This window comes from Rhodoferax koreense (genome assembly GCF_001955695.1).
Lineage (GTDB): Bacteria > Pseudomonadota > Gammaproteobacteria > Burkholderiales > Burkholderiaceae_C > Rhodoferax_B > Rhodoferax_B koreensis.
Genome location: NZ_CP019236.1, coordinates 5,080,559 through 5,104,063, shown reverse-complemented (window position 1 = coordinate 5,104,063; position 23,505 = coordinate 5,080,559). Strand labels below are relative to the sequence as shown.

At 68.4% G+C, this 23,505-nt stretch carries 23 protein-coding genes and 1 tRNA gene; 13 read left to right on the top strand and 11 right to left on the bottom strand.

Translation table 11 applies throughout. From position 1 onward, the window contains the following. Nucleotides 1-66 precede the first annotated feature (66 nt). The 5 genes from RD110_RS23615 (at nucleotide 67) to RD110_RS23595 (ending at nucleotide 4,674) form a co-directional block, all read left to right on the top strand. Entirely contained in the window at nucleotides 67-1,071 is a 1,005-nt protein-coding gene (locus tag RD110_RS23615; RefSeq protein ID WP_076202549.1) for a Bug family tripartite tricarboxylate transporter substrate binding protein, read from the top strand. 2 nt (nucleotides 1,072-1,073) lie between these two features. Further along, nucleotides 1,074-1,958 carry an alpha/beta fold hydrolase gene (locus tag RD110_RS23610; protein ID WP_076202546.1) on the top strand — a complete coding sequence of 295 codons (885 nt, stop codon included), beginning with the start codon at nucleotides 1,074-1,076 and terminating at the stop codon, nucleotides 1,956-1,958. Further along, nucleotides 1,955-3,235: an FAD-dependent oxidoreductase gene (locus RD110_RS23605; protein WP_076202543.1), complete on the top strand. Its 1,281-nt coding sequence runs from the start codon at nucleotides 1,955-1,957 to the stop codon at nucleotides 3,233-3,235. The genes RD110_RS23610 and RD110_RS23605 overlap by 4 nt, the downstream gene beginning before the upstream one ends. A gap of 91 nt (nucleotides 3,236-3,326) precedes the next feature. Next, a complete protein-coding gene (locus tag RD110_RS23600; RefSeq protein WP_076202540.1) occupies nucleotides 3,327-3,911 on the top strand; it encodes a malonic semialdehyde reductase in 585 nt (194 codons plus the stop codon). 7 nt (nucleotides 3,912-3,918) lie between these two features. Then, the gene (locus RD110_RS23595; protein WP_076202537.1) at nucleotides 3,919-4,674 is read left to right on the top strand and encodes a sulfite exporter TauE/SafE family protein; all 756 of its coding nucleotides are present in this window, start codon (nucleotides 3,919-3,921) and stop codon (nucleotides 4,672-4,674) included. A gap of 13 nt (nucleotides 4,675-4,687) precedes the next feature. Here the strand turns inward: RD110_RS23595 and RD110_RS23590 are convergent, their stop codons facing one another. The 3 genes from RD110_RS23590 to RD110_RS23580 form a co-directional block, all read right to left on the bottom strand. Further along, nucleotides 4,688-5,296, bottom strand: coding sequence for a HupE/UreJ family protein (locus RD110_RS23590; protein WP_076202534.1), 609 nt, complete (start codon nucleotides 5,294-5,296; stop codon nucleotides 4,688-4,690). Next, nucleotides 5,293-5,904, bottom strand: coding sequence for a HupE/UreJ family protein (locus tag RD110_RS23585; protein ID WP_076202531.1), 612 nt, complete (start codon nucleotides 5,902-5,904; stop codon nucleotides 5,293-5,295). Before RD110_RS23585 ends, RD110_RS23590 begins: the two co-directional genes overlap by 4 nt. 136 nt (nucleotides 5,905-6,040) lie before the next feature. Further along, a tRNA-Gly gene (locus RD110_RS23580) sits at nucleotides 6,041-6,116 on the bottom strand. Between the two features lie 231 nt (nucleotides 6,117-6,347). Between RD110_RS23580 and RD110_RS23575 the strand changes: the two genes are divergently transcribed. The 5 genes from RD110_RS23575 to dctA all read left to right on the top strand — a co-directional run bounded on the left by RD110_RS23575 (nucleotide 6,348) and on the right by dctA (nucleotide 12,112). Next, a complete protein-coding gene (locus RD110_RS23575; RefSeq protein ID WP_076202528.1) occupies nucleotides 6,348-7,208 on the top strand; it encodes an HTD2 family dehydratase in 861 nt (286 codons plus the stop codon). Between the two features lie 16 nt (nucleotides 7,209-7,224). After that, complete coding sequence (locus tag RD110_RS23570; RefSeq protein ID WP_076202525.1) at nucleotides 7,225-8,424, top strand: CaiB/BaiF CoA transferase family protein; 1,200 nt, start codon at nucleotides 7,225-7,227, stop codon at nucleotides 8,422-8,424. Nucleotides 8,425-8,433: 9 nt separating this feature from the next. Then, the gene (locus RD110_RS23565; protein WP_076202522.1) at nucleotides 8,434-9,264 is read left to right on the top strand and encodes an HpcH/HpaI aldolase/citrate lyase family protein; all 831 of its coding nucleotides are present in this window, start codon (nucleotides 8,434-8,436) and stop codon (nucleotides 9,262-9,264) included. 59 nt (nucleotides 9,265-9,323) lie between these two features. Next, entirely contained in the window at nucleotides 9,324-10,670 is a 1,347-nt protein-coding gene (locus RD110_RS23560; RefSeq protein WP_076202519.1) for a class-II fumarase/aspartase family protein, read from the top strand. A gap of 101 nt (nucleotides 10,671-10,771) precedes the next feature. After that, nucleotides 10,772-12,112, top strand: a complete 1,341-nt coding sequence (gene dctA, locus RD110_RS23555) for a C4-dicarboxylate transporter DctA (protein ID WP_076202516.1) — start codon at nucleotides 10,772-10,774, stop codon at nucleotides 12,110-12,112. A 66-nt stretch (nucleotides 12,113-12,178) separates the two neighbouring features. Here the strand turns inward: dctA and RD110_RS23550 are convergent, their stop codons facing one another. Continuing rightward, nucleotides 12,179-12,547, bottom strand: a complete 369-nt coding sequence (locus RD110_RS23550; protein ID WP_076202513.1) for a DUF1428 domain-containing protein — start codon at nucleotides 12,545-12,547, stop codon at nucleotides 12,179-12,181. Between the two features lie 244 nt (nucleotides 12,548-12,791). After that, nucleotides 12,792-13,730 (bottom strand): LysR family transcriptional regulator, encoded by a 939-nt coding sequence (locus RD110_RS23545; protein WP_076202510.1) that lies wholly within the window; start codon nucleotides 13,728-13,730, stop codon nucleotides 12,792-12,794. Between the two features lie 152 nt (nucleotides 13,731-13,882). Here RD110_RS23545 and RD110_RS23540 point away from each other — a divergent pair, with 152 nt between their 5' ends. Beyond that, a complete protein-coding gene (locus RD110_RS23540) occupies nucleotides 13,883-14,872 on the top strand; it encodes a Bug family tripartite tricarboxylate transporter substrate binding protein (RefSeq protein WP_076202507.1) in 990 nt (329 codons plus the stop codon). Nucleotides 14,873-14,915: 43 nt separating this feature from the next. Here the strand turns inward: RD110_RS23540 and RD110_RS23535 are convergent, their stop codons facing one another. The 4 genes from RD110_RS23535 to kefF form a co-directional block, all read right to left on the bottom strand. After that, nucleotides 14,916-15,656, bottom strand: a complete 741-nt coding sequence (locus tag RD110_RS23535; protein ID WP_076202504.1) for an extensin-like domain-containing protein — start codon at nucleotides 15,654-15,656, stop codon at nucleotides 14,916-14,918. 158 nt (nucleotides 15,657-15,814) lie between these two features. Then, nucleotides 15,815-17,848 carry a 4-oxalomesaconate tautomerase gene (locus RD110_RS23530; protein WP_076202501.1) on the bottom strand — a complete coding sequence of 678 codons (2,034 nt, stop codon included), beginning with the start codon at nucleotides 17,846-17,848 and terminating at the stop codon, nucleotides 15,815-15,817. 79 nt (nucleotides 17,849-17,927) lie between these two features. After that, nucleotides 17,928-19,781: a glutathione-regulated potassium-efflux system protein KefC gene (kefC, locus tag RD110_RS23525; protein WP_076202498.1), complete on the bottom strand. Its 1,854-nt coding sequence runs from the start codon at nucleotides 19,779-19,781 to the stop codon at nucleotides 17,928-17,930. A gap of 7 nt (nucleotides 19,782-19,788) precedes the next feature. Beyond that, the gene (kefF, locus tag RD110_RS23520) at nucleotides 19,789-20,508 is read right to left on the bottom strand and encodes a glutathione-regulated potassium-efflux system oxidoreductase KefF (protein WP_076202495.1); all 720 of its coding nucleotides are present in this window, start codon (nucleotides 20,506-20,508) and stop codon (nucleotides 19,789-19,791) included. A gap of 72 nt (nucleotides 20,509-20,580) precedes the next feature. On the opposite strand from kefF, the gene RD110_RS23515 reads away from it, so the two are divergent. Further along, a complete protein-coding gene (locus RD110_RS23515) occupies nucleotides 20,581-21,204 on the top strand; it encodes a ParA family protein (RefSeq protein WP_076202492.1) in 624 nt (207 codons plus the stop codon). A gap of 7 nt (nucleotides 21,205-21,211) precedes the next feature. Here the strand turns inward: RD110_RS23515 and RD110_RS23510 are convergent, their stop codons facing one another. Together RD110_RS23510 and RD110_RS23505 are read right to left on the bottom strand one after the other, a co-directional pair. After that, the gene (locus tag RD110_RS23510) at nucleotides 21,212-21,673 is read right to left on the bottom strand and encodes a tRNA (cytidine(34)-2'-O)-methyltransferase (RefSeq protein WP_076202489.1); all 462 of its coding nucleotides are present in this window, start codon (nucleotides 21,671-21,673) and stop codon (nucleotides 21,212-21,214) included. A 25-nt stretch (nucleotides 21,674-21,698) separates the two neighbouring features. Continuing rightward, on the bottom strand, nucleotides 21,699-22,445 hold the full coding sequence (locus tag RD110_RS23505; protein WP_076202486.1) for a ComF family protein: 747 nt from the start codon (nucleotides 22,443-22,445) through the stop codon (nucleotides 21,699-21,701). 52 nt (nucleotides 22,446-22,497) lie between these two features. Here RD110_RS23505 and RD110_RS23500 point away from each other — a divergent pair, with 52 nt between their 5' ends. Next, a complete protein-coding gene (locus RD110_RS23500; RefSeq protein WP_076202483.1) occupies nucleotides 22,498-23,403 on the top strand; it encodes a class I SAM-dependent methyltransferase in 906 nt (301 codons plus the stop codon). The last annotated feature ends 102 nt before the right edge of the window (nucleotides 23,404-23,505 follow it).

Here is a 23,505-nt window from a genome sequence, read left to right as displayed (position 1 = left end):
TCGCGCCGGTAGCCGTTGCACCACACACGCATACAGAAACCGGTGTTTCAACGCGAAGGAGACGACATGGCAGACGCGATCCCGTTCCCGGCGTATCCGACGCGCCGGCAGTGGCTGGCCAGCGCCGCGGCCACCACCGCCCTGATGCCGCTGGCGCTGCGGGCCCAGGCGCCGGCCTGGCCGAGCAAGCCGCTGCGCATCGTCGTCGGCTTCCCGGCCGGCACCTCGCCGGACCTGCTGGCCCGCGCCATTGCCGACCCGATGGCCAGGCTGCTCGGCCAGCCGGTCATCGTTGAAAACCGCGTCGGCGCCAGCGGCGTGCTGGGCGCCGACGTGCTGGCCAAGGCCACGGACGAGCACAGCTTCGGCGTGGTCGGCAATGCGGCGCTGACCAGTGCGCCGCTGCTCAATCCCCGCCTGCCTTACCGGGTGCAGGACCTGGCGCCGATCACCGTCATCGGCAGTTCGCCGCTGCTGATCGTCGCCTCCAGCAGGATCGCGTTCGACTCGCCGGCCGATTTCTTCAAGCAGGCGCGCGCGGCCGGCGACCGCTGGAGCTACGGCTCGCTCGGCGTCGGCTCGGGCTCGCACCTGATCACCGAACTGCTCAAGGCCAATGCCGGCCTGCAGGCGGTGCATGTGCCCTTCAACGGCGCGCCGGCGGTGATCAACGCGATGATCGGCGGCGACATCCACCTGGCCGTGCTGCCCATCGGCACGGCGCTGGCCCAGGTGCAGGCAGGCCGCATCCGTGGCGTGGCCGTGACCTCGGCCAGCCGCAGCATCCTGGCGCCCGAGATGCCGCCGCTGCCCGACGCCGGCGTGGCCGCGCTGAACGTGGAAATCTGGAACGCCGTGATGGCGCCGGCCAGCCTGCCGAAAGCGCGGCGCGACGTCCTCGCCAAGGCGGCGGTGGCGGTGATCCGTTCCGACGACCTGCGGCACAAGCTGTTCCAGCAGGGTTGGCGCGCGGAGGGCACGACGCCGGAGGCCCTGACCCAGCGCATCCGCGAGGATACGGCGCTGTACCGGGAAATCATCGCCGCCCGCCACATCACGGTCGACGGCTGAAGATGCAGTTCCGCCCGAGACGGCACGCCTGGGCCGACGACCTGGCCATCATGTCCTACAGCGGCGGCCAGGGGCCAGCGTTGGTGCTGCTGCACGGCTACCCTGAAACCCACCTGGGCTGGCTGCCGGCGGCGCAACGTCTCGCGGCGCACTTCAGCGTGGTGATGATCGACCTGCGCGGCTATGGCGACAGCATCGGCCCCGCACCCGATGCCGCACACGCCGGCTACAGCAAGCGCGCCATGGCCAGTGACGTGGCACGCGTCATGCGCGAACTCGGGCACACGCGCTACGCCGTGGCCGGCCATGACCGCGGCGGCCGCGTGGCGCACCGGCTGGCGCTGGACCATCCGGCCGAGGTGCGCGCGCTGGTGTCGCTGACCGTCATTCCCACGGCGGAGATGTGGCGGAACATGAACCGCGTGGCCGGCCTGCGGGCGTTCCACTGGTTCATGCTGGCCCAGCCCGCGCCGCTGCCCGAAACCTGGCTCGCCGCCGACCCGGACCTGTTCCTCGACGACGCGCTCACCCGCATGACGCATGGCAAGCCGGTGATCGATCCGGTCGCGCTCGCCGAATACCGGCGCTGCTTCCGCCTGCCGAGCGTGCGCTTGGCGATGATCGAGGATTACCGCGCCGCCGCAGGCTACGACCTGGCGTTGGACGAGGCCGACCAGGCCGCCGGGCGGCGCGTGACTTGTCCGCTGCTTGTGATCTGGCAGACCGGGCGCTACGCACAGGGTGAGACGCCGGTGCAGATCTGGCGGCGCTGGGCCGACGGCCCGGTGTCGGGCGAGACGCTGGAGACCGGTCACCTGATGATGGAAGAACGGCCGCAGGAAGTCGCCGAGACCATCACCCGTTTCTTGAAGGAGGCTTCGGCATGAACATTCCCACCGAGCGTTATGACGTGGTGGTGGCCGGTGGCGGCGCCGCCGGCGTGGCCGCGGCCGTGGGCGCGGCGCGGATGGGCGCGCGCACGCTGCTGGTGGAGCGCTACGGCTTCCTGGGTGGCGCGGCCACCAACGCGCAAGTGCTGTCGTACTGCGGCTTCTTTACCGGCGGACAGGCCGACGCCGCGCCCGTGCGCACCATCGGCGGCGTGGGCTGGGAGCTGATGCAGAGCCTGGCCCGCATGGGCTTCGGCATCGACCCGGTGCGCTCCAAGAGCGGCAACCAGATCATCATGATCGACGCCGAGGCGCTGAAGGTGGCGCTCGACCGGCTGGTGCTGTCGCAGCCGATCGCGCTGCAGTTCCACACCCGGCTGGTGGCCGCGCACCGCGCAGGCGACCGCGTGCAGGCCGTCACGGTGGCCGACCACCGCGGCCTGCACGACATCGAAGCCGCCGCTTTCGTCGATGCCACCGGCGAGGCCAGCCTCAGCGTGTTCGCCGGCGTGCCGATGCGCCAGCCGGGTGGCCCGGGCGCGCACCTGCAGCCGGCTTCGCTGCCGGTGCGCATTGACGGCGTGCCGGCGGACGTGGTGTTCGACCGCGCCCTGATGACACGGCTGGTGGCCGACTACAACGCCACGGCCGAACTCCCCATCCCGCGCGCCGATGGCGGCGTGGTGATGCGGCTGCCGGTGTCGAACGACATCTGGTGGATGACCGTGGACCTCGACACCGACGGCATCAGCGGTGCCGATCTGGCGCGTGCCGAGACGCGCGCGCGCGAGCAATCCTGGCGCTTCCTCGAAGTGCTGCGCAAACACCCCGGCTTCGAACGTGCGCACCTGGCCGCCACCGGCCCGCAACTCGGCATCCGCGAAAGCCGGCGGCCCTTCTCCGCGCGGGACGTGAACGGCGACGACGGCCTGCACGGCCGACGCAGCGGCGAAGGCATCGCCCGTGCGAGCTGGCCGATGGAGGTGCATCTGGCGCCTGGCCGCCAGCGCTTCGTGCCGATCGGCGGCGAGGGCTTCTTCGATGTGCCGTATGCCGCGATCCAGGCCCAGGGCGTGGCCAACCTGCGGCTGGGCGGGCGCGTCATCGGCGCCGATGCCGAGGCCTATGGCTCGGTGCGGGTGATGGGCACGGCCTTCGCCACCGGCCAGGCTGCCGGTGTGTCGGCGGCGCTCCTGGCCGACGACGGCGCACAGGGCGTTGTCAGCACCGCTCGCGTGCGGCGCAAACTGCTGGGGCAGGGGGCGATCGTCTGAACCGGTAGGCGCCCAGCGCCGTTTTCCCCAGACTTCTAGAATGCCCTGGCTCGGCGCAGGCCGATCCCGATTCATCTTTTCGAAAGCACCCATGACCATCGACCCAGCGTCCCTCGACCAACTGTTCCTGAACGCGCGCACCGCCAACGGCTTCATCGACAAACCCGTGCCGCTCGCGCTGCTGCAGCAGGCCTACGACCTGGCCAGAATGGCGCCGACCTCGATGAACACGCAGCCGACGCGCTACGTCTTCCTGCAGAGCGCCGAATCGCGCGCGCGGCTGCTGCCGGCGCTGTCGCCCGGCAATGTGGAGAAGACCCGCCTCGCGCCGGTGACCGTGATCGTCGCCACCGACACGCAGTTCTACGAACACATGCCGCAGGTCTGGCACGGCGAAGGCGCACGCGAGATGTTCGCTGGCAACACGGCCATGGCCACGGCCACCGCCACGCGCAACGGCACGCTGGGCGGTGCCTACTTCATCCTCGCCGCGCGTGCCGTGGGGCTGGACTGCGGACCGATGAGCGGCTTCGACATCGCCAAGGTGAACGCCGAGTTCTTTCCCGACGGCCGCCTGCAGGCCAACTTCCTGATCAACCTCGGCTTCGCAGACCACAGCCAGGAATTCAAGCGCAACCCACGGCTGTCGTTCGAGCAGGCCTGTACGGTCTTGTGACGCGCGGGTGAACTTCCCCCTGATCACCGACTGGCATTTCTATGTCGTCGCCGTACCCGCCGTGCTGCTGCTCGGCATGAGCAAGAGCGGCTTCGGCGCGGGCTTCGGCTCTCTGGCCGTGCCATTGATGGCGATGGCCGTCACGGTGCCGCAGGCCGCGGCGATCCTGATGCCGGTGCTGCTGGTGATGGACGTGCTGGGGCTGGCCGCGTTCCGGCGCGACTTCGACTACAAGCTGCTGAAGTTTCTCATTCCGTGGGGCCTGGCCGGCACGGTGGTGGGCACGCTGTTGTTCAAGGTGCTCGAGCCGCGCATGGTGGCCGGGATCGTCGGTGGCTTCACGCTGCTGTTCCTGGCGCAGCGCCTGGTGTTCCCCCCGCGGCCCGACAGTCCGCCGCCGCCCAAATGGGTGGGTGCGCTGTGCACGGCCATGTCGGGCTTCACCAGCTTCATCGCCCACGCGGGCGGCCCGCCGGTGAACGCCTATGTGATCCCGCTGCGCCTCTCACCGATCCACTTCGCGGCCACCATGGCGGCGTTCTTCTTCTTCGTCAACCTGTCGAAATGGATACCCTACGCCTGGCTCGGGCTGCTGGACCTGCGCAACTTCGCCACCTCGGTGGTGCTGTTGCCGCTGGCGCCGGTCGGAGTGTGGATCGGCGTGCACATCGCGCGGCGCATCGCGCAGAAGACGTTCTACCGGCTGCTGTACCTGGGCATGCTGCTCACCGGCTGCAAGCTGTTGTGGGACAGCCTGGTGTGACGCGACCGGGCTGCTAGGCCCTCAGGTGAAACGCCAGCACCAGCACGCTGGCCGCCGTGAGCCACGAGCCCGCGATGCGGATGCCGATCTGCACCCAGCGCCGTTCGGGGCAGATGGCGGTGTAGTAGGCGAGGTTGGCCACCGCCACGGTGGTGCCGATCCAGGTACCGAGCAGGATCAGCGTCAGTGCGCCGGGCGCGGGTTGGCCATCCACGCCCGAGTCCAGTCCCACGGCCAGGGCGGCCGCCGTGGCCATGAGGGTGCTCAACCAACGGTGTGGTCTGGCGGCAGTGGCGATCAGCAAGCCGAAGGCCAATGACAGCGCCACCAGCATGGCGGGTGGCGTCATGAAGGCGGGGAGCCGCGTGGTGGCGAACAGGGCTGCGGCACTGCATAGCGAGAAGGCCAGCAGCGGCGCCTTCAAACGCAACGGTGGCGTCTGTCCGAGCCAGATGCCCAGGCCGAGCAGCACCAGCAGCTGTGGCAGGTTGATGAACGGATGGAATAGCCCGGCATAGAACGAATTCATGCCTTCCACCGCGCCGTGGGCGTCCGCACGGCCGGGGCGCAGCGCGAGCACCGCCGCCGCGATGGCAAGGTGCAGCGGCGACCGTGTGCTCACAGGTAACCGAGCAGGAAGGCGAAGCCGGTGGCCGCGATCACGCCGCCGGCACCGCGTACGGCCACGCGGCCCCACTCCCAGCGGATCAACAGGCCGATGGCGATACCGCCCAGGTGCAGCAGGCCGGTGGCGATGACGAAACCCACCGCGTAGGTGACGGCATTCGCCGCATGCGGCAGTTCGGCGCCATGGGCATAACCGTGAAAGATGGCGAAGACGGCGACCAGCACCCCCGCCACCCACAGCGGCGGCCGGGCGGCGAAGACGATCATGCCGCCGAGCACGATGCCCGACAGCGCGATGCCGGTTTCCACGAAAGGCATGGGTACGCCGAGCACCCCGAGCGCACCGCCGAAGGCCATGACCATCGGGAAGATGACGGGCAACACCCACATGGCAGGCGCCCCGAGAAAAGCACCCCAGATGCCGACGGCCACCATGGCGGCGATGTGGTCCCAGCCGCTGATCGGATGGACGAAGCCGCTGATGAAGCCGCCTACCGCACCCGCTTCGGAATGGGCCTGGGCCAGGCTGGGCATCACCAGCGCGGTGGCGATCATCAGAAGCCGCTGGAGGTTTCTGCCGTGGGTCGTGTCGGAGGTTGGCATGGGCGTACTTTCTGCAGAAAGTTGAGGGGCGTGGTTGCCCTCTGTACGCAAGGCGGCAGATTCCGGATTCAAGCCGCTCCGGCATTTGCCGCGCCAATGCAAAAAGGGAAGCCGAAGCTTCCCTTTTTGACCAATCTGGAGCGGGAGAAGAGTCTCGAACTCTCGACCTCAACCTTGGCAAGGTTGCGCTCTACCAACTGAGCTACTCCCGCAGATTCCGCATCAGCCGTCGACTGCTGCGGAGGCCGAACTATACAGCAGGATCGGGCCGATCCGGCCCGTCGACGCAAATTTTTTGGCGCGGCCGGGGCCGGTCTGCCATCGCACCATGCGTGGATTGCATCAATCCTTCCGAATATTGCAATTCACTTTGCATTGCGGCGAGCCGACACTGCCTCTCCAAGCCAGATGCCCCGTCGGCACGGCACGTGATGGAGACAAGTATGACTGAAGTGACCGAAGACCTCCGATCCTGGATCGGCCGCAGCGAAACGCTGCACGACGCCGTGAACCCGACCCCGGTGATCGCCCTGACCGCCACCCTGGACCACCCAGCCATCGACGCCGCGCCCGGCACCCTGTTGCCGCCGCTCTGGCACTGGCTGTATTTCCTGCCGATGCACCGCCAGTCCGAGATCGGCGCCGACGGCCATGCGAAGCGCGGCGGATTCCTGCCGCCGGTGCCGCTGCCACGGCGCATGTGGGCCGGCAGCCAGTTCGAGTTCCGCTCGCCGATCCGCGTCGGAGACCGCGTCGCCCGTACGTCCACCATCGATGACGTCACGACCAAGGAAGGCCGTACCGGCAAGCTGGTGTTCGTCAAGGTGCGGCATGAGTTGCGCTGCAATGGCGCGGCCGAGCCGGCCCTGGTCGAGTTCCACGACATCGTCTACCGCGAGGCCCAGAATCCGTCCGACGTGCCGCCGCCGCCCGTGGCCGCGCCGGCCGAGGCTGCCTGGCGCCGGCGGATCGTGCCCGACGACGTGCTGCTGTTCCGCTACTCGGCGCTCACCTTCAACGGCCACCGCATCCACTACGACCGCCAGTACGTCACCCAGGTCGAGGGCTATCCCGGCCTGATCGTGCACGGCCCGCTGATCGCCACCTTGCTGCTCGACCTGCTGCGCCGCCAGGTGCCCGGCGCCGACGTGGCCAGCTTCCGCTTCAAGGCCGTGCGGCCGACCTTCGACCTGAATGCCTTCCATGTGCAGGGCCAGCCCGATGCCGATGGCAAGACCGTGCGCCTGTGGGCGTCCGACCATGAAGGCTGGCTGACGATGGACGCCACAGCCACGCTGCGCTGATCCGGAGAACACGAACATGCAACCCCTTAAAGGCCTCACCGTCGTCACCCTCGAACACGCCATCGCGGCGCCGTTCGCCACCCGCCAGCTCGCCGACCTCGGCGCCCGCGTCATCAAGATCGAACGCCCGGGCTCGGGCGACTTCGCCCGCGGCTACGACCAGCGCGTGCGCGGCCTGGCTTCGCATTTCGTCTGGACCAACCGTTCCAAGGAAAGCCTCACCCTCGACGTGAAGCACCCGGAGGCCGCCAAGCTGCTGCAGCGCCTGGTGCTGGAAAAGGCCGACGTGGTGGTCCAGAACCTCGCACCCGGCGCGGCCGCCCGGCTCGGCATGGGCTACGACAAGCTGTCGGCGGTCAAGCCCGGCCTGATCGTCTGCGACATCTCGGGCTACGGCGACGACCTGGCCAGGCCCGGCCCCTACCGCGACAAGAAGGCCTACGACCTGCTGATCCAGAGCGAGGCCGGCTTCGTCTCGGTGACCGGCACGGCCGAAGAGCCGTGCAAGGCCGGCCCTTCGATCGCCGACATCGCCGCCGGCATGTATGCCTACAGCAACATCCTGGCGGCCCTGATGCAGCGCAGCCAGACCGGCCGTGGCCAGCGCATCGACATCTCCATGCTGGAGTCGCTGGCCGAATGGACCAGTTATCCGCTGTACTACGCCTTCGACGGTGCACCGCCGCCGCCGCGCACCGGCGCCAGCCACGCCACCATCTACCCGTATGGGCCGTTTCCGGTGGGCCCCGCGGAGCAGGGCGCCAATGTGATGCTCGGCCTGCAGAACGAGCGCGAATGGGTGAGCTTCTGCGACAAGGTGCTGCAGCAGCCCGCGCTGGCCACCGACCCGCGCTTCACCGCCAACTTCAAGCGCGTGGCCGAACGCGTGGCGCTGCGCCAGATCATCGTCGACACCTTCAGTCCGCTGACGGTGGCCGAGGTCGAGGCGCGGCTGGAACTGGCGCAGATCGCCAACGCCCGCGTCAACACCATGGCCGACGTCTGGGCCCATCCGCAACTCAAGGCACGCGGACGCTGGACGGAGGTGGGCTCGCCCCAGGGCATGTTGCCGGCGATGCTGCCGCCCGGCACCTGGAACGAAGGCCCGCGCATGGACCCGGTGCCGGCCCTGGGCGAGCACACCGACGCTATCCTGGCCGAGCTGGGCTACGGTGCCGCCGAGATCGCCCTGCTGCGCGAAGCCAAGGCCATCTGAGGCGCCGCCATGAGTGAACTCCTCCCTGTGGCACGCACTTACCTGTTCGTGCCGGGCATGCGCCCGGAGCGCTTCGGCAAGGCCCTGGCCAGCGGCGCCGACGCCGTGGTGCTGGACCTCGAGGATGCGGTGGCACCTGAAGACAAGGCCGCTGCGCGCAGCCACATCGCCGGCTGGCTGCGGGATGCCGCGCCACAAGACCGCGCGCGCGCCGTGGTGCGCATCAACGACGCCGCGTCCGCCTGGTTCGCCGACGATCTAGCCGCGCTGAGCGGCACCGGGGTGACACAGATCCTGCTGCCCAAGGCCGAGCAGGCGGCGCAGGTCGCGGCCGTGTTACAGGCCTTGCCGGGCGTGCAGGTGCTGGCCCTGATAGAAAGCGCGCGCGGCGTGGCCGAGGTGGAGCAGGTGGCCGGCGCTGCAGGCGTGACCCGCCTGGTCTTCGGCACGCTGGACTATGCGCTGGACCTCGATCTGGACATCCGCCATGACGCGGTCGGCCTCGGTTATGCCGCCGCGCGCATCGCCATCGCCTCGCGCCTGGCCGGCCTGGCCGCGCCGGTGGCTGGCGTCACGCCGCAGTTCGACGACGAGACCCGGCTGCTGGCCGACCTGTCGCTGGCGCGTTGCAACGGTTTCGGCGCCAAGCTGTGCATCCATCCGGGCCAGGTGGCACCGATCCACCGCGCCCTGCAGCCCAGCGAGGCTGAGCTGACCTGGGCACGGCGCGTGCTGGCCGCCGATGCCGCCACGCCGGGCGCGGCCCGGCTCGACGGCCGCATGGTCGATCTGCCGGTGGTGCGCCTGGCCCGGCGAACCTTGCTGTCGGCCGGCCGCTGAACCGGGCAACCGAACGCATTCCTCCTCCAACAATTCACCACAGAGAAAGAGAGACAAACATGGCCTCTACCATCATCGATTCGCGCATCTTCGGCGACATGTTCAGCGACGCGCGCATGCGCGACGTCTGGTCCGACGAGAACCGCACCGCCAAATACCTGGACATTGAACGTGCGCTGGCCAAGGTGCAGGGCCAACTCGGCATCATTCCGCAGGAGGCGGCCGACGAGATCGTGAAGAACTGCGAGCTGTCGCAGATCGACTGGGTCAAGCTCAAGGCCAAGACCGAACAGATCGGCTACCCGATCATCGCGGTCGTCAACCAGATCAACGCCAACTGCCGCGACAAGCTCGGCGAGTATTGTCACTGGGGCGCGACCACCCAGGACATCACCGACACGGCCGCCGTGCTGCAGATGCGCGAGGGCCTGGCACTGGTCGAGCAGGATCTGAATGACATCGGCAACGCACTGGCATCGTTGGCCCAGAAGTACCGCGACACCCCGGTCATCGGCCGTTCCAACCTGCAGCAGGCCACGCCGATCACCTTCGGCTACAAGATGGCCAGCATCCTGGCCGGCATCGACCGCCACCGCGAACGTCTGCAGCAGCTGAAGCCGCGTGTGCTGATGGGCGAGTTCGGCGGTGCGTCGGGCACCCTGTCGTCGCTCGAGAAGGGCGCGATGGAGACCCAGGCCGGTCTGATGAAGGAGCTCGGCCTGGCCCAGCCGCTGATCTCTTGGCATACCGTGCGGGACACGATTGCGGAGGTTGGCGCCTTCCTCGGCCTGGTCGGCGGTTCGCTCGGCAAGATCGCGATGGACGTCAAGCTCATGATGCAGACCGAGGTGGCCGAGGTGTTCGAGCCCTACGCGCCCGGCCGGGGATCGTCGTCGACCATGCCGCAAAAGCGCAACCCGATCTCCTGTCTCTATATTCACGCCAACATCTCGGTGGCGCGCCAGCACGCTGCCGCGCTGATGGACGCGATGGTGGCAGACCACGAACGCTCGACCGGCCCGTGGGAGATCGAATGGGTGTCGCTGCCCGAGATCTTCTGCCTGATGTCCGGCGCGCTGAAACAGACCAAGTTCGTGCTCCAGGGGCTGGAGGTCGACGCGGGTCGCATGCGGTCCAACATCGACATCACGAATGGCCTGGTCATGTCCGAGGCCGTGATGATGGGCCTCGGCCCCTACATCGGGCGCGAATATGCGCACGACCTGGTGTACGACCTGTGCCGCGAGGCGATCGCGAAGAACCGGCCACTGATCGAGATCCTGGCCGCCCATCCGGAGATCACCAAGCATGTGAGCCGCGCGCAGCTCGAAGCCATGTGCGAACCGGCGAACCACCTCGGCCAGGCCGGCGTGATGGTCGACCGGGTGCTCGCCGCACGGCGCTGAGTCGTTTTCCGGGTGGCGCGCCGCCGCCTCGCTTCTGAACCTGCAAGCCTGCACCAGGCCGGCAAAGACCGGCTTCTTTTCTTCGCCCCAGGAGACACACCGTGAACGTTCCAAAGCTATTCAAGCACCTCTACGTGCAGGTCCTGATCGGCCTGATCCTCGGCATCACGGTGGGCCACTACTGGCCCGAGTTCGGTGCGGCGCTGAAGCCGCTCGGCGACGGCTTCGTCAAACTGGTCAAGATGATGATCGCGCCGGTGGTGTTCTGCACCATTGTCAGCGGCATCACCTCGCTCGGCGACTCCAAGGAAATCGGCAAGACGCTGCTCAAGGCGATGGGCCTGTTCTACGCGCTGACCATCCTGGCGCTGATCACCGGGCTGGCCGCCGTGTTCCTGCTGCAGCCCGGCGCCGGCATGCACATCGACCCGAAACACCTCGACGCCTCGGTGGCGACACGCTTCGCCAACCAGGTGCACCTCGACGGCTTCACCGACTTCGTGATGCACATCATCCCGAATGCCTTCTTCGGCGCCTTCGCCGAAGGCGAGGTGCTGCCCGTGCTGCTGCTGGCCGTGCTCTGCGGCTTCGGCCTGACGAAGATCGGCGCGGCCGCCAGGCCGGTGCTCGACGGCATCGACGGCTTCTCGCACATGCTGTTCGCGGCCTTCGGCATAATCATGCGTCTGGCGCCGATCGGTGCCTTCGGCGCCATGGCCTTCACCGTGGGGCGTTATGGCATCAAATCGATCGGCTCGCTTGGCCTGCTGATCACCACCTTCTACGTGGCCTGCATCTTCTTCGTCGCCGTGGTGCTCGGCATCCTCGCGCGCCTGCACGGCTTCAGCCTGTGGAAGCTCTTGCGCTACATCAAGGAGGAATTGCTGGTGGTGCTCGGCACCTCGTCGAGCGAACCCGTGCTGCCGCGCCTGCTGCAGAAGCTGGAACGCCTGGGCTGCAAGAAGGGCGTGGTCGGCCTGGTGCTGCCCACCGGTTATTCGTTCAACCTCGACGGCACGGCCATCTACCTGACCCTGGCCTCGATGTTCATCGCCCAGGCCTGCGACATCCACCTGAGCTGGGGCCAGATCGGCGCGATGCTCGGCGTGATGCTGCTGACCTCCAAGGGCGCGGCCGGCGTCACCGGCAGCGGCTTCGTCGCCCTGGTGGCCACGCTGACCGTGATGCCTGACCTGCCGGTGGCCGGCGTGGCGCTGATCGTCGGCATCGATCGCTTCATGTCGGAGGCCCGCGCGCTGACCAGCACCATCAGCAATGCCGTGGCCTGCGTCGTGGTGTCGATGTGGGAGAACGCCTGCGACCGCGAGGTGCTGCAGCGCGAGCTGGCCGATGGGTATGCGCAGGCCGAGCGGGAACTGGAAGAGGTCGGGCTGGCCCAACCGGTGCATCTGCCGCAGCGTGGGGTGCCTGGGCAGGTGTGAGATGCAAGGGGTCTACCGGCAGGCAACGCTTTCTGTCGGGTGGTATTCAGACAGAGCCGCCCTGACTCAAGCCTTCACTTCGACAACCTGTTCAAAGCCGCCGAAGATCATGCGCTTGCCGTCGAAGGGCATTGGCGGATTGCCCGGCGTGGACGGGTCCATCCGCGGGTCCTCCATCATCTTCTTCATCCCGGCGTCGCGCGTGGCCTTGTCCGGCCATTCGACCCACGAGAAGGCGACCGTCTCCTCGGCCGTGGCCTGGACGGCGCGGCGAAAATCGGTGACCTTGCCGTCGGGCACGTCGTCGCCCCAGGTCTCGATGACGCGGAGCGCGCCCAGTTCGATGAACATGGCGTCGAAATGGCGTGCGTGGTCGATGAACTTCTGCTTGTTGGCGGTGGGCACCGCAATCACGAAACCGTCGATGTAGGACATGTCTTCACTCCTGTTGGGTTGATCGGTCGGCGCGATGGATGAGGGCGCCGCCTATCCGTTCGACGAACGGCGGGGCTTCGATTCGACATGGTGCCCTCAAAAAAAAGGGACGTGCGGTGTGGGTGCGGGGGCTGCACCAACCGCTCCCCGTGAATCTGGACCCCCCTTTCGTGCTGAGCCTGTCGAAGCAGGCCTGGCAAGGCAACAAGTCTTCGCAGCCCAGCCCTCCCGGACGGAGCCCCGCTCACCTCGTTTCCACTCCCGCACCTCGCCCTGCGCCCTTTCCGCGCTTGCCCTTCATCTCGGCGAAGAATTCATAAAGCTGCTGCGCCGCCGGCGACAGCGACCGGCCCTTGCGACGGATCAGCCCGACCTTGCGGGTGATCACCGGGTCCACCAGCGGCACGCTCACCAGCAGCGGATGGTCGGGACCCGGCATGGCCATTGACGGCACCGCCGCCACACCGAGGCCGGCTTCCACCAGGCCGAGCATGGTCGTCACATGCTGGGCTTCGTAGATGTTCTGCGGCAGCCCGGGCAGGCCGGACAGGGCCTGGTCCAGCAGCAGCCGGTTGCCCGAGGCCTTGCTCACCGCGATGTAGTCGTAGGCGGCCAGCTCGGTCCAGGCCACGCGGCGCTTCCTGGCCAGCGGATGGTCGCGTCGGCAGGCGGCGACGAAGCGCTCTTCCAGCAACTGCTTGAACTCGATGTCGGGCTCCTGGCTGCCGATGAAGTTGAGGCCGAAATCCGCCTCGCTGCGCGACACCGCCGACAATACTTCGTTGGCGCTGGCATCGAACACCTTGACGCGCACCTTCGGATACTGCTCGTGGTAGCGCGAGATCACCTGCGAGAGAAAGTAGTAGACGGTGGACGGCACGCAGGCGATCGTCACCTCGCCCATGCGCGTGCCGGCCACGCCGCGGATGCCGAGCAGGGTGTTGTCCAGGTCGTCCAGCAACTGCTGTACCTTGCGGTCGAAGTCGCGGCCCACGGCGGTGAGGTCGACCCGGCGCGTGGTGCGGTCGAGCAGCTTCACGCCGAGCGCTTCTTCCAGCTTCTCGATGCGCCGGCTGAAGGCCGGCTGCGAGACGTGCAGGGCATCGGCAGCCTTGCGAAAGCTGCTGAGCTCGGCCACCGCTCGGAAGGCCTGCAGATCGTTGAGGTTGAAGTTGATGGCCATGCTACGGCGCGCCTCGATTTGGTTGATCCATATTGTGCATCAATGCTTCCTAAACATGCAATTTACAGGGGGTGATGCATGGGCGAACATCAGTTCCACGGTCAAGCCCATGCCAAGCCGGATACCACCGCCCCATCCAACGGAGACAACAAATGCAGATTCAGAAACGCCGCGCGCTCGGCGCGATTTCCACCACGCTCGCCATCGCCATCACCGCCGCATTCGCGGGGGGCGCCACCTTCGCCGCCTACCCCGAGAAAACCATCAACATCGTCGTGCCCACGGCCGCCGGTGGCGCCAACGACGCGATGGCCCGCACGATCGGCCAAGCCATGTCGGTCATCCTCAAGCAGCCGATCATCGTGGACAACAAGGCGGGCGGCAATGGCGCCATCGCTAGCGAATTCGTCGCGCGCGCCGCGCCGGATGGCTACACCCTGATGCTCGGCTACATCGCCACCCATGCGATGAACCCGGCGCTGCAGAAGCTGCGCTACGACCCGGTCAAGGATTTCGAGCCGGTGGGCATGGTGGGCTACTCCGCCACGCTGATGGTGGCCAACCCCAAGGTGCCCGCCAGCAATGCCAAGGAATTGGTGGCCCTGCTCAAGGCCGCGCCCGACAAGACCGGCTATGCCTCGGCCGGCAACGGCACGGCGCCGCACTTCGCCGCCGAGATGTTCAAGCTCTCCACCGGCACCAGCATGCTGCACGTGCCGTACAAGGGGTCGGCACCGGCCGTCACCGACACCATCGGCGGCCAGACACAGGTCATGTTCCCCAGCCTTTTCACGGCCATGCCCTATGTGAAGGCTGGCAAGCTCAAGGCGCTGGGCGTGGCGGGCGAAAAACGCTCGCCGTTGATGCCCGACGTGCCCACGCTCAAGGAGCAGGGCATCGACAACGTCGATGTGTCGCAGTGGTACGCCATCTTCGCGCCCGCCAAGACGCCCAAGCCGGTGCTGGAGCAGCTCAACAAAGTGCTGAACCAGGTGCTGGCCGATCCGGCCGTGGTCAAGCGCCTGGAAGACCATGGTGCCGAAGTCCAGACCATGGGGCTGGAGCAGATGCGCAGCTTCGTGCAGGCGGAACAGGTCAAGTGGAAGAAGGTGGTGCAGGCCGCCAAGCTCACCGCGGACTGATCAGGTTGATCGTGCCGGTCGGCCGATCCATCGGCCCAGGCATTCACCGGCACATCGAATAGCCGCCGGTCTCCAGGTGGAAGTGGTCGCGGTGCACGGCGTTGTAGGCCGGGCCGAGCACGCCGGTGAAGAATCTGCAGGCGCCGTCGTGCGCCTCGCCCAGCATCCGGGCTTCGGCGTCGGTGCCGGCATCCTTCCAGTCCTGCAGCACCGTGATCCGCCGGCCGTTCTGCAGCGTGAAGCCGGCGATGTCCAGGGCATCCGCCGTGGCATGCCGGCTGCGGGAACGCGGCCTGTCGCCGGCGCCGGGCGCACTGCCTTCGCCGGTGTTGATGTTGCGGCAGGCATAACTGCCGAAGTGTTGCAGGCCGGTGATGCGCTGGCCGAAATGTCGTTGCGCCGCGGGCTGCAGCGCATGCTTCTCCCACATGAAGAAAGACAGCGCCATCGGGCAGCTCAGCGTCAGCGGTGCGCCGATGCGCAGGCCCGCGTCGCGCAGCCGCACGGCATGGGTGAAGCCGCAGCCCACGCCGGTGCTGCGGTCGGGCACCGGCTCGTAGGCCATGCCGGTGCGGGCCAGGGCGGCGAGGCAGCGCTCAGGATCGGCGCGGCTGCGGCTCAGCTTGTAGCCGGTGAGGAAGTTCGGCTCGGCCATCACGTTCAGCGGCGCCCAGGGGTTGAAACGCTCCGGCACGACCAGCGCGCCGGTGTAGAGGGCATGGCCCAGCGCAGTGGCGGCGGCGAGGATGAGCAAGGCCAGCCCGCGGCGTACGGCGACGCGCACGGTTCAGCACGGCATCCAAGACGCACGCTGGAAACCACGGGGCGTGACGGCTTTGATGTCGGGCGAGTGCATGGCTTCATGCTACCCGGTATGCCGGGAACCCGCGCGGCCCCATCCTAGAGATACCGCGGAACTGGCGCCGCGGCGCGGTTCCCGTCCTAGTCCAGCACCGCCACCATGCGTGGTTCCGGCGCCGCCAGCCCGCCTTGAGCCACGACGGCGCGCCAGCGGGCCAGATCGGCCTGGACCCGGGTCGCCAGCGCATCGGCGCTGCCGGGTTCGACGCTGGCGCCATTGCTCTCGAAATGGGCGATCACCGCCGGGTCGGCCAGCACCTGGTTCAGGGCCCGGTTCAGCTTTTCGAGCACGTCCGCAGGAGTGTGGGCCGGCGCGAACAGGCCGTACCACTGCGTCACCTCCACGCCCGCGACACCGGCTTCGGCCAGCGTCCGCACGCCGGGCAGGCTCGGCAAGGGCACCGGGCCGGCGACGGCGAGCGCGCGCAGCTGGCCGCTGCGGATGAAGGGCAGGGCGGTGAACAGGCTGGGGAACATCAGCTGCGTACGGCCGCTGGCGGTGTCGGCGATGGCCGGGGCCGCGCCTTCGTGTTTCACGCCGGTCATCACCGTGTCGGTGCCGAGCTGGAACAGCGCGGCGGCGAAGTGCGGCGGCGTGCCGTCGCCGGCCGAGGCATAGGTGATGCGGCCGGGTTCGGCCCGGAGCTGCGCCACCAATCCGGCCATGGTCGCCGCGGCCACGCCGGGATGGGCCACCATCAGCGTCGGCGAGGAGCCGACGAGTCCGATGGGCGCGAAGTCGGCCACCGGGTCGTAGCCGAGCTTCTGCAGGGCCGGGTTCATGGCGTGGGTGCCGACATAGCCGAACATCAGGGTGTGGCCATCCGGTTCGGCATGGGCCACGTATTCGCTGGCGATGGCGCCGTTCGCACCGGCGCGGTTGTCGACCAGCACCTCCTGGCCGAGCAGCGGCCCCATCTTGCTGGCGACGATGCGCGCCATGGTGTCGTTGCCGCCGCCGGCGCTGGTCGGCACGATGATGGTGATGGGTTTGCGCACGGGCGTGGCCGCCGTGGCCGTTGTTGCCGTTTCGGCGGGGCGCGAAAAGACGTAGTCGGGCAGGTGCATTTCGCCCTGCATGATCTTGCGTGCGGTGCGCACCAGCGCGGCGCGCTTCACCTGAGCCTCCTGGCCCTGTCCTTCGAGTTCCACTTCCACGTCGATCTGCCCCGCGGGGTGCAGCACCACCAGTTGGTGTCCGCCAGGCGCGCGGGCGATGCCGCTGGCCACCGTGCCGGGCAGGGCGAAGGCGCTGGCCACGCCGATGGCGCCGGTGACGGCATGGGAGGCGTGGCAGCGACGCGGCGTGAAATAGCGCGAGGTGATGCTGTTCGGCGTGTCGCCCTCGCTCACCAGCACCGGCTTGGGGATCACGCTGTTGGACACGTCGCCCAGGCCCATCATGCGGCCGGCCTGCAGGCGCAGCGTTTCGATGCGTTCGAGCAGTTCGGTGTTGGCGTCGAGGGCCACCGGCTTCTCGCGGCCGGTGACGCCCAGGTCCGCGGCGCGGATGATCATCAGCGGCATGGCCGCATCGATGCAGGTGACGGCCGTGCCGTCGATGTGATCGATGCGCCGACCGGTGGGAAACACATGGCCGGTGACGGCGCCCCAGGCGTCGAGGAAATCCAACAGGATCGGCGCCGCGGTGCCGGCCACGCCGTCGATGCGGGCCTCGCCCTCGTAGGTCACGCGGCGGTTGGGTGTGCGCACGGTCACGTCGATGCGCGAGCGGGTATTGACGTTGAAGACACGCACGCGGGTGATGCCTTCCTGCGCCTGCACCAAACCCTGTTCGATGCCGAAAGGCGCCACGCCGGACAGCATGTTGCCGCAGTTGGGCCGGGTGTCGACCGAGCGGTGGCCCACGCCGACCTGGGCGAACAGGTAGTCGAGGTCGCAGTCGGGCTGGGTGGAACGCGAGACGATGGCCACCTTGCTGTTGAGGGTGCTGCCGCCGCCCACGCCGTCGAGCTGCAGGGGGTCGGAGGCACCGATGGCGCCGATCAGCGCTTCGTCGCGGGCCGCGTCGCTCTCAGGCAGCCATTCGCGCAGGAAGAACGGGCCGCGCGAGGTGCCCGCGCGCATCAGGACACAGGGGATGATTTTGTTCATCCCTCATTCTGCGAACCACGGCAACGTTTGTGAATTGCATAATTGGGATCGATTGATCCACGCTTTGCAACAAAACGGTTCAGGGCGGCGGATTGCGGTCGGGCCCCGGTCCCCATCCGCCAGGCCGGCGCTGCGCCTGCTGCTCGCGTTCCTTGGCCATCTGCTCCTCGAGTTGCTGCCGGCCGCGCTTGGCCACCGCCAGCGCCTTCACGCGGTCGCGGCGGTGCGGGTACAGCTCCTCGAACAGCGCAATGTTGTGCAGGCGAAAACGCATGGTCTTCTGTCGCGCGATGTTGGGTGTGAGGCCGAGCAGTTCCATCACCGAACGGGCGCTGCGCAGGCTCGACTCGAACAGTTCGCGCTCGACCTGGACCACGCCACGGTCGCGCAGCTCGCCCCAGTGCGGCACGTCGCGGGCACGCGCCACGATCTTCAAATGCGGGAAATGTTCACGTGCGATGTCGACGATCTTCAGGCTCTGTTCGACCTCATTGACCGCCACCACCAGCACCTTGGCCGTGGCCGCACCCGACATGCGCAGCAGGTCGAGCCGCGTCGCGTCGCCGTAGAAGCAGCGGTAGCCGAAGGCGCGGATGGCCTCCACCGTGTCGGCGTCGTGGTCGAGCACGGTGCAGCCGATGCCCTGGGCCAAGAGCGTGCGGCCGACGATCTGGCCGTAGCGGCCGAAGCCGGCGATGATGATCGGTGCCTCCTGCTGTTCCGCAATTTCCTCGAGCGTCCTGCCGGTGCCACGCATCGCGAAACGCGGCATCAGAAGCTTGTCGACCGCCACCAGCAGCAGCGGGCTGACCAGCATCGACAGGGCCACGGCCGCCACGAGCTGCGAGGCCACCTCGGCCGAGAACACATGGGCGCCGGCCGCGGCCTGGAACACCACGAAGGCGAACTCGCCACCCTGGGCCAGCAGGATGGTGAACACCGGCCGCTCCTGGAACGGCAGGCCCATGGCCTTGGCCAGGCCCCAGATCACGGCCATCTTGGCGGCGAGGAAGCCGACCACGATCAGCGCCGTGGTGCCGGGCTCGCGCAGCAGCACGCCGAAATCCACGCTCATGCCCACGGCGATGAAGAACAGCCCGAGCAGCAGGCCCTTGAAAGGCGCGATGTCGGTTTCGAGTTCGCGCCGGTATTCGCTCTCGGCCAGCAGCACGCCGGCGAGAAAGGCGCCAAGCGCCATCGACAGCCCGACGAGCTGCATCAGCGCGGCGATGCCCACCACCAGCAGCAGCGCGGCGGCGGTGAAGATCTCGGTGCTGTTGGTGCGCGCGATCCAGCGAAACAGGGGGCGCAGCAGGAGCCGGCCGCCAAGGATGATGCCCACGATGACTGCTACGATTTTGAGAGCTTCCACCGCGCGATTGGTGTGCTCTGCAGCCTGATTTGGCTCCAGACCCTGGCCGAGCAGCGGGATCAGCGCGAGGATGGGGATGGCGGCCACGTCCTGGAACAGCAGGATCGAGAAGCTGGCCTGGCCGCTGCTCGTGGGCAGCAGGTTGCGCTCGCCCATGACCTGCAGCGCGATGGCGGTGCTGGAAAGCGCCAAGCCGAGCGCCGCCGTCAGGCCGACCTGCCACGGCACGCCGAAGGCGCAGGCGCCGAGGAAGATGGCGGCGGCGCAGCCCGCGACCTGGGCCGTGCCCCAGCCGAAGATCGGCCGGCGCAGGCTCCACAGGCGTTTGGGCTCGAGTTCCAGGCCGATCAGGAACAGCATCAGCACCACGCCGAATTCGGCGAAATGCAGGATGTCCTGCACGTTGGTGACGAAGCCCAGGCCCCACGGACCGATGGCGATGCCCGCGGCCAGGTAGCCGATGATTGAGCCCAGGCCGAGGAATTGCGACAGCGGCACGATGATGACCGCGGCGCTGAGGTAGACGAGGCTGTTGACCAGCCAGGCGGGTGCGTGTTCCATGGCAGTGTTAGACGTCCGCTTCGATGCCGGGGCCGGTGCGGCGCATCGCCTCGTAGGCCAGGGTTTCCGCGCCGGCCCAGGCGGGGTAGGTCTGCAGGTGCTGACGGAAACTTTCGACATGGGCCACGACCGCGTCGCGGCCTACGCTGTGCGCGCCGTGCAGGATCAGCGGCGGCAGGAAGCGCATGCCGCACAGCGATGCGGTCTGCTCGTAGGGCGGCAGGAAGGCATCGAAGTAGTAGCGGTTGTAGCTCTCTGGGTGGTAGGACTCCTCCTGGCCGCCGGTGGTGGCCACCAGCCACAGGTCCTTGCCGCGCAGCGCCGTGCCGGGCGCGTTGGCCGGCGCGGCGGCGTTGTCGCCGGTGCCGCTGGAGACCGCGCCGTAGGCCCAGCCGTAGGTCAACACGTCGTCGAGCCAGAGTTTCTGCAGTGCCGGCATGGCGTACCACTGGATCGGATGCATCAGCACGATCAGCTGCGCCGCGGCCACGCGGGCCTGCTCGGCCGGCACGTCGATGCAGTAGTCGGCGTAGGTGGCGTAAAGGTCCTGGATGTCGACACGGGGCGCGCCGATGCCTTGGCTGTCGGCCACGCTGCGCGCGGCTTCCAGCAGGCGGCGGTTCACCCGGGATTCGTTCCAGTCGGGGTGGGCGGCGATCAGGTAGACCGATGGGGTGGCGTCGGGAGGATGGGAAGGTGCGGAGGGAGCAGGAGAGGAATCGGCCATGCCGGTAACATAACGCAAGTTGGCGTTAGCAAAGTGTGTCGATCGGCAATTCCATCCAGCAAGGAGCTTCGCATGCAGGTTGTGGTCGTGGCCAATCCCAAGGGCGGCGTGGGCAAGACCACGCTGGCCACCAATATCGCCGGGTACCTGGCGTCCAGGGGGCATGCGGTGATGCTGGGCGACGCCGATCGCCAGCAGTCGTCCCGGCTGTGGCTCGGCCTGCGCGCGCCCACCGCCGCACCGATCCAGACCTGGGCGCTCGGCGACGACGACATCGCCCGCCCGCCCAAGGGCACGACCTACGTGGTGCTCGACACCCCGGGCGGCCTGCACGGCAAGGCCTTCAACCGCGTCATGAAGTTCGCCGACCGGCTGGTGATTCCCTTGCAGCCGAGCGTGTTCGACATTTTCGCCACGCGCGCCTTCCTCGACCAACTGGCCGAACACCGGCATGGCAACAAGCTGCAGATCGCCCTGGTGGGCATGCGGGTGGACGCGCGCACGCTGGCGGCGGACAAGCTCAAGGCCTACGTCGACAGCCTGGGCCTGCCGGTGCTGGGTTTCCTGCGCGACACGCAGAACTACGTGCACCTCGCGGCCAGCGGGCTGACGCTGTTCGACGTGGCGCCCGGCCGGGTCGAGAAGGATCTTGAGCAATGGGCCCCGATCTGCCAATGGCTGGACGGCGGTCCGTGACTTCGTTTTAGGCGAAGCCGCACTGCCGCCAGGCTTCGAACACCGTCACCGCTACCGCGTTCGACAGGTTCAGGCTGCGCTGGCCCGCGCGCATCGGCAGCTTGAGCCGCTGCGACGGGTCGAAGGATTCGCGCAGTCCGGGCGCCAGGCCACGGGTTTCCGAGCCGAACACGAACCAGTCGCCGGGCTGGAACTGCAGTGTGTGGGCGATGCGGCTGCCGTGCGTCGTGAGCGCGAACATCCGGTCGGGCGCGGGGCGTTCATCGGCCAGAAAGGTGGCCCAGTTCGCGTGGCGGCGCAGTTCGGCGTACTCGTGGTAGTCGAGCCCGGCGCGGCGCATGTGTTTGTCGTCCATCGAGAAGCCCAGCGGCTCGACCAGGTGCAGCGTGCAGCCGGTGTTGGCGGCCAGCCGGATCACGTTGCCGGTGTTGGGTGGGATTTCGGGTTCGACGAGGACGATATGGAACATGCCGCCATTTTCACCGGCGACGGGCTCAGTCCGCCGGCGTTCGCGCCAGCACCAGCGCCGAAACGCTGGCGGCGCCGCCCTCGCGCACGGCCAGCGCCGCGGCGAACAGCGAAGCGCCGCTGGTCATCACGTCATCGACCAGCACCACGCGCTTGCCGCGCGCCACGGATGCCCGCAGCGGATCGAGCACGAAGGCCCCGCGCACGTTGCGCTGGCGCTCGGCCCGGCTCAGGTCGCGCTGCGGCGGGGTGTCGCGCACGCGCAGCAGCAGGTGGGCGTCGAGCTTGTGCGGCGCGAGGCAGCGCGACAGTTCCAGCGCCTGGTTGTAGCCGCGCTCGCGCAGCCGCCCGCTCGACAGCGGCATCGGCAGCACGAGGTCGGCGACCTCCAGCGTGGGTTCGGTCCAGGGGCTGTGCCGCATCAGGTCGGCCAGGGCGTGCGCCCAGCCCACCTCGTCGCGGAACTTGAAGGCCGCGATGCAGCCCGACCACGGGTAGGCGTAGTCCACCGCGGCGAAACAGGCATCGAGCGGCGGCGGATGGCGCAGGCAGCTGCCGCATTGGGCGGCGCCGGTGGAGGCCGCGGGCAGCGCCAGGGCGCAGGTCCGGCAGCGCGGGCGCGGCTGGCCGAAGCGTTGCACGCAGGCCTCGCACACGGGCCGGGCCGGCCAGGCGCGGCAGATCGCGCACTGGCTCGGCCATGCCGCGCCGGTGCGGGCCAGCCGCCGCAGCGCATGCAGGGTCTGGACGGCGAGCCTGGGCGCGAACTGCATCGCCTCAATATACTCGCAGGCTTTGTGCGCGGCCACCGGCCGCCGCCGCCCGATGCCCACCGAACTTCCCCCCACCATCGACCCCCAGGCCGCCGCGCGCTGGGCGGGCCTGCGCACGGCCGCTTCGCCCTGGCTGCACGAAGAAGTGGCGCGGCGCATGGAAGACCGCTTGCAGTGGATCAAGCTGCAGCCCAAGGCCTGGGCCCACTGGCGCCCCGTGCGCGGCGGCCTGCAGGCGCATGGCCTGCTTTCGGCGCGCTACCCAGAAGCCACATGTTATGTGGTGGAGGGGCACGCGGATCAAGCGCAGATAGCTATTCAATCTGTAGCAAAACCATGGTGGACGGCGGCCCGCTGGAAGGCCGGTGCGCAACGCGCCGAACTGCCGCCGGACAGCAGCGTGCAGATGCTCTGGGCCAACATGCTGCTGCACAGCGCGGCCGATCCGCAGGCGCTGATGGCGCAGTGGCACCGCGCGCTCGCGGTCGACGGCTTCCTGATGTTCTCCTGCCTCGGCCCCGACACGGCGCTGGAGCTGCGCGCCGTCTACGAGGCGATGGGCTGGCCCGCGCCGGGCAACGAATTCACCGACATGCACGACTGGGGCGACATGCTGGTCGCTGCGGGCTTCGCCGAGCCGGTGATGGACATGGAGCGCATCCACCTGAGCTACGCGACGGCCGCCAGGCTGCTGCTGGACCTGCGCGAGATCGGCCGCAACCTGCATCCTGGACGCTTCCCGGCGCTGCGCGGCAAAGCCTGGCGCGCGGATCTGGAGCAGGCGCTGGCCCGGCAACTCGCCGATGCCGAGGGGCAGGGTCGGCTGTCGATGACCTTCGAGCTGATCTATGGCCATGCGCTCAAGCCGAAACCGCGGCTCAGGCTCGATGCGCAAAGTGCGATATCGCTGCGTGACATGCGCGACATGCTGCAGCGCGGCCCGCCGGGCGCTTCGTAGCGGGCATTCGGCGAGGCGGTACAGGGTTTTCCCGCCGTCGGAAATCCACCACGGGCCGCCGTGCCACGGGGAGCCCATGGGGTAACCATGGCTACAATCAAG

Bases quoted from the DNA above. Each gene is read 5' to 3' on its own strand.
- RD110_RS23615 (WP_076202549.1), top strand. From the start codon at position 67: ATGGCAGACGCGATCCCGTTCCCGGCGTATCCGACGCGCCGGCAGTGG.
- RD110_RS23610 (WP_076202546.1), top strand. From the start codon at position 1,074: ATGCAGTTCCGCCCGAGACGGCACGCCTGGGCCGACGACCTGGCCATC.
- RD110_RS23605 (WP_076202543.1), top strand. From the start codon at position 1,955: ATGAACATTCCCACCGAGCGTTATGACGTGGTGGTGGCCGGTGGCGGC.
- RD110_RS23600 (WP_076202540.1), top strand. From the start codon at position 3,327: ATGACCATCGACCCAGCGTCCCTCGACCAACTGTTCCTGAACGCGCGC.
- RD110_RS23585 (WP_076202531.1), bottom strand. From the start codon at position 5,904: ATGCCAACCTCCGACACGACCCACGGCAGAAACCTCCAGCGGCTTCTG.
- RD110_RS23575 (WP_076202528.1), top strand. From the start codon at position 6,348: ATGACTGAAGTGACCGAAGACCTCCGATCCTGGATCGGCCGCAGCGAA.
- RD110_RS23570 (WP_076202525.1), top strand. From the start codon at position 7,225: ATGCAACCCCTTAAAGGCCTCACCGTCGTCACCCTCGAACACGCCATC.
- RD110_RS23565 (WP_076202522.1), top strand. From the start codon at position 8,434: ATGAGTGAACTCCTCCCTGTGGCACGCACTTACCTGTTCGTGCCGGGC.
- RD110_RS23560 (WP_076202519.1), top strand. From the start codon at position 9,324: ATGGCCTCTACCATCATCGATTCGCGCATCTTCGGCGACATGTTCAGC.
- RD110_RS23550 (WP_076202513.1), bottom strand. From the start codon at position 12,547: ATGTCCTACATCGACGGTTTCGTGATTGCGGTGCCCACCGCCAACAAG.
- RD110_RS23545 (WP_076202510.1), bottom strand. From the start codon at position 13,730: ATGGCCATCAACTTCAACCTCAACGATCTGCAGGCCTTCCGAGCGGTG.
- RD110_RS23540 (WP_076202507.1), top strand. From the start codon at position 13,883: ATGCAGATTCAGAAACGCCGCGCGCTCGGCGCGATTTCCACCACGCTC.
- RD110_RS23530 (WP_076202501.1), bottom strand. From the start codon at position 17,848: ATGAACAAAATCATCCCCTGTGTCCTGATGCGCGCGGGCACCTCGCGC.
- kefC (WP_076202498.1), bottom strand. From the start codon at position 19,781: ATGGAACACGCACCCGCCTGGCTGGTCAACAGCCTCGTCTACCTCAGC.
- kefF (WP_076202495.1), bottom strand. From the start codon at position 20,508: ATGGCCGATTCCTCTCCTGCTCCCTCCGCACCTTCCCATCCTCCCGAC.
- RD110_RS23515 (WP_076202492.1), top strand. From the start codon at position 20,581: ATGCAGGTTGTGGTCGTGGCCAATCCCAAGGGCGGCGTGGGCAAGACC.
- RD110_RS23510 (WP_076202489.1), bottom strand. From the start codon at position 21,673: ATGTTCCATATCGTCCTCGTCGAACCCGAAATCCCACCCAACACCGGC.
- RD110_RS23505 (WP_076202486.1), bottom strand. From the start codon at position 22,445: ATGCAGTTCGCGCCCAGGCTCGCCGTCCAGACCCTGCATGCGCTGCGG.
- RD110_RS23500 (WP_076202483.1), top strand. From the start codon at position 22,498: ATGCCCACCGAACTTCCCCCCACCATCGACCCCCAGGCCGCCGCGCGC.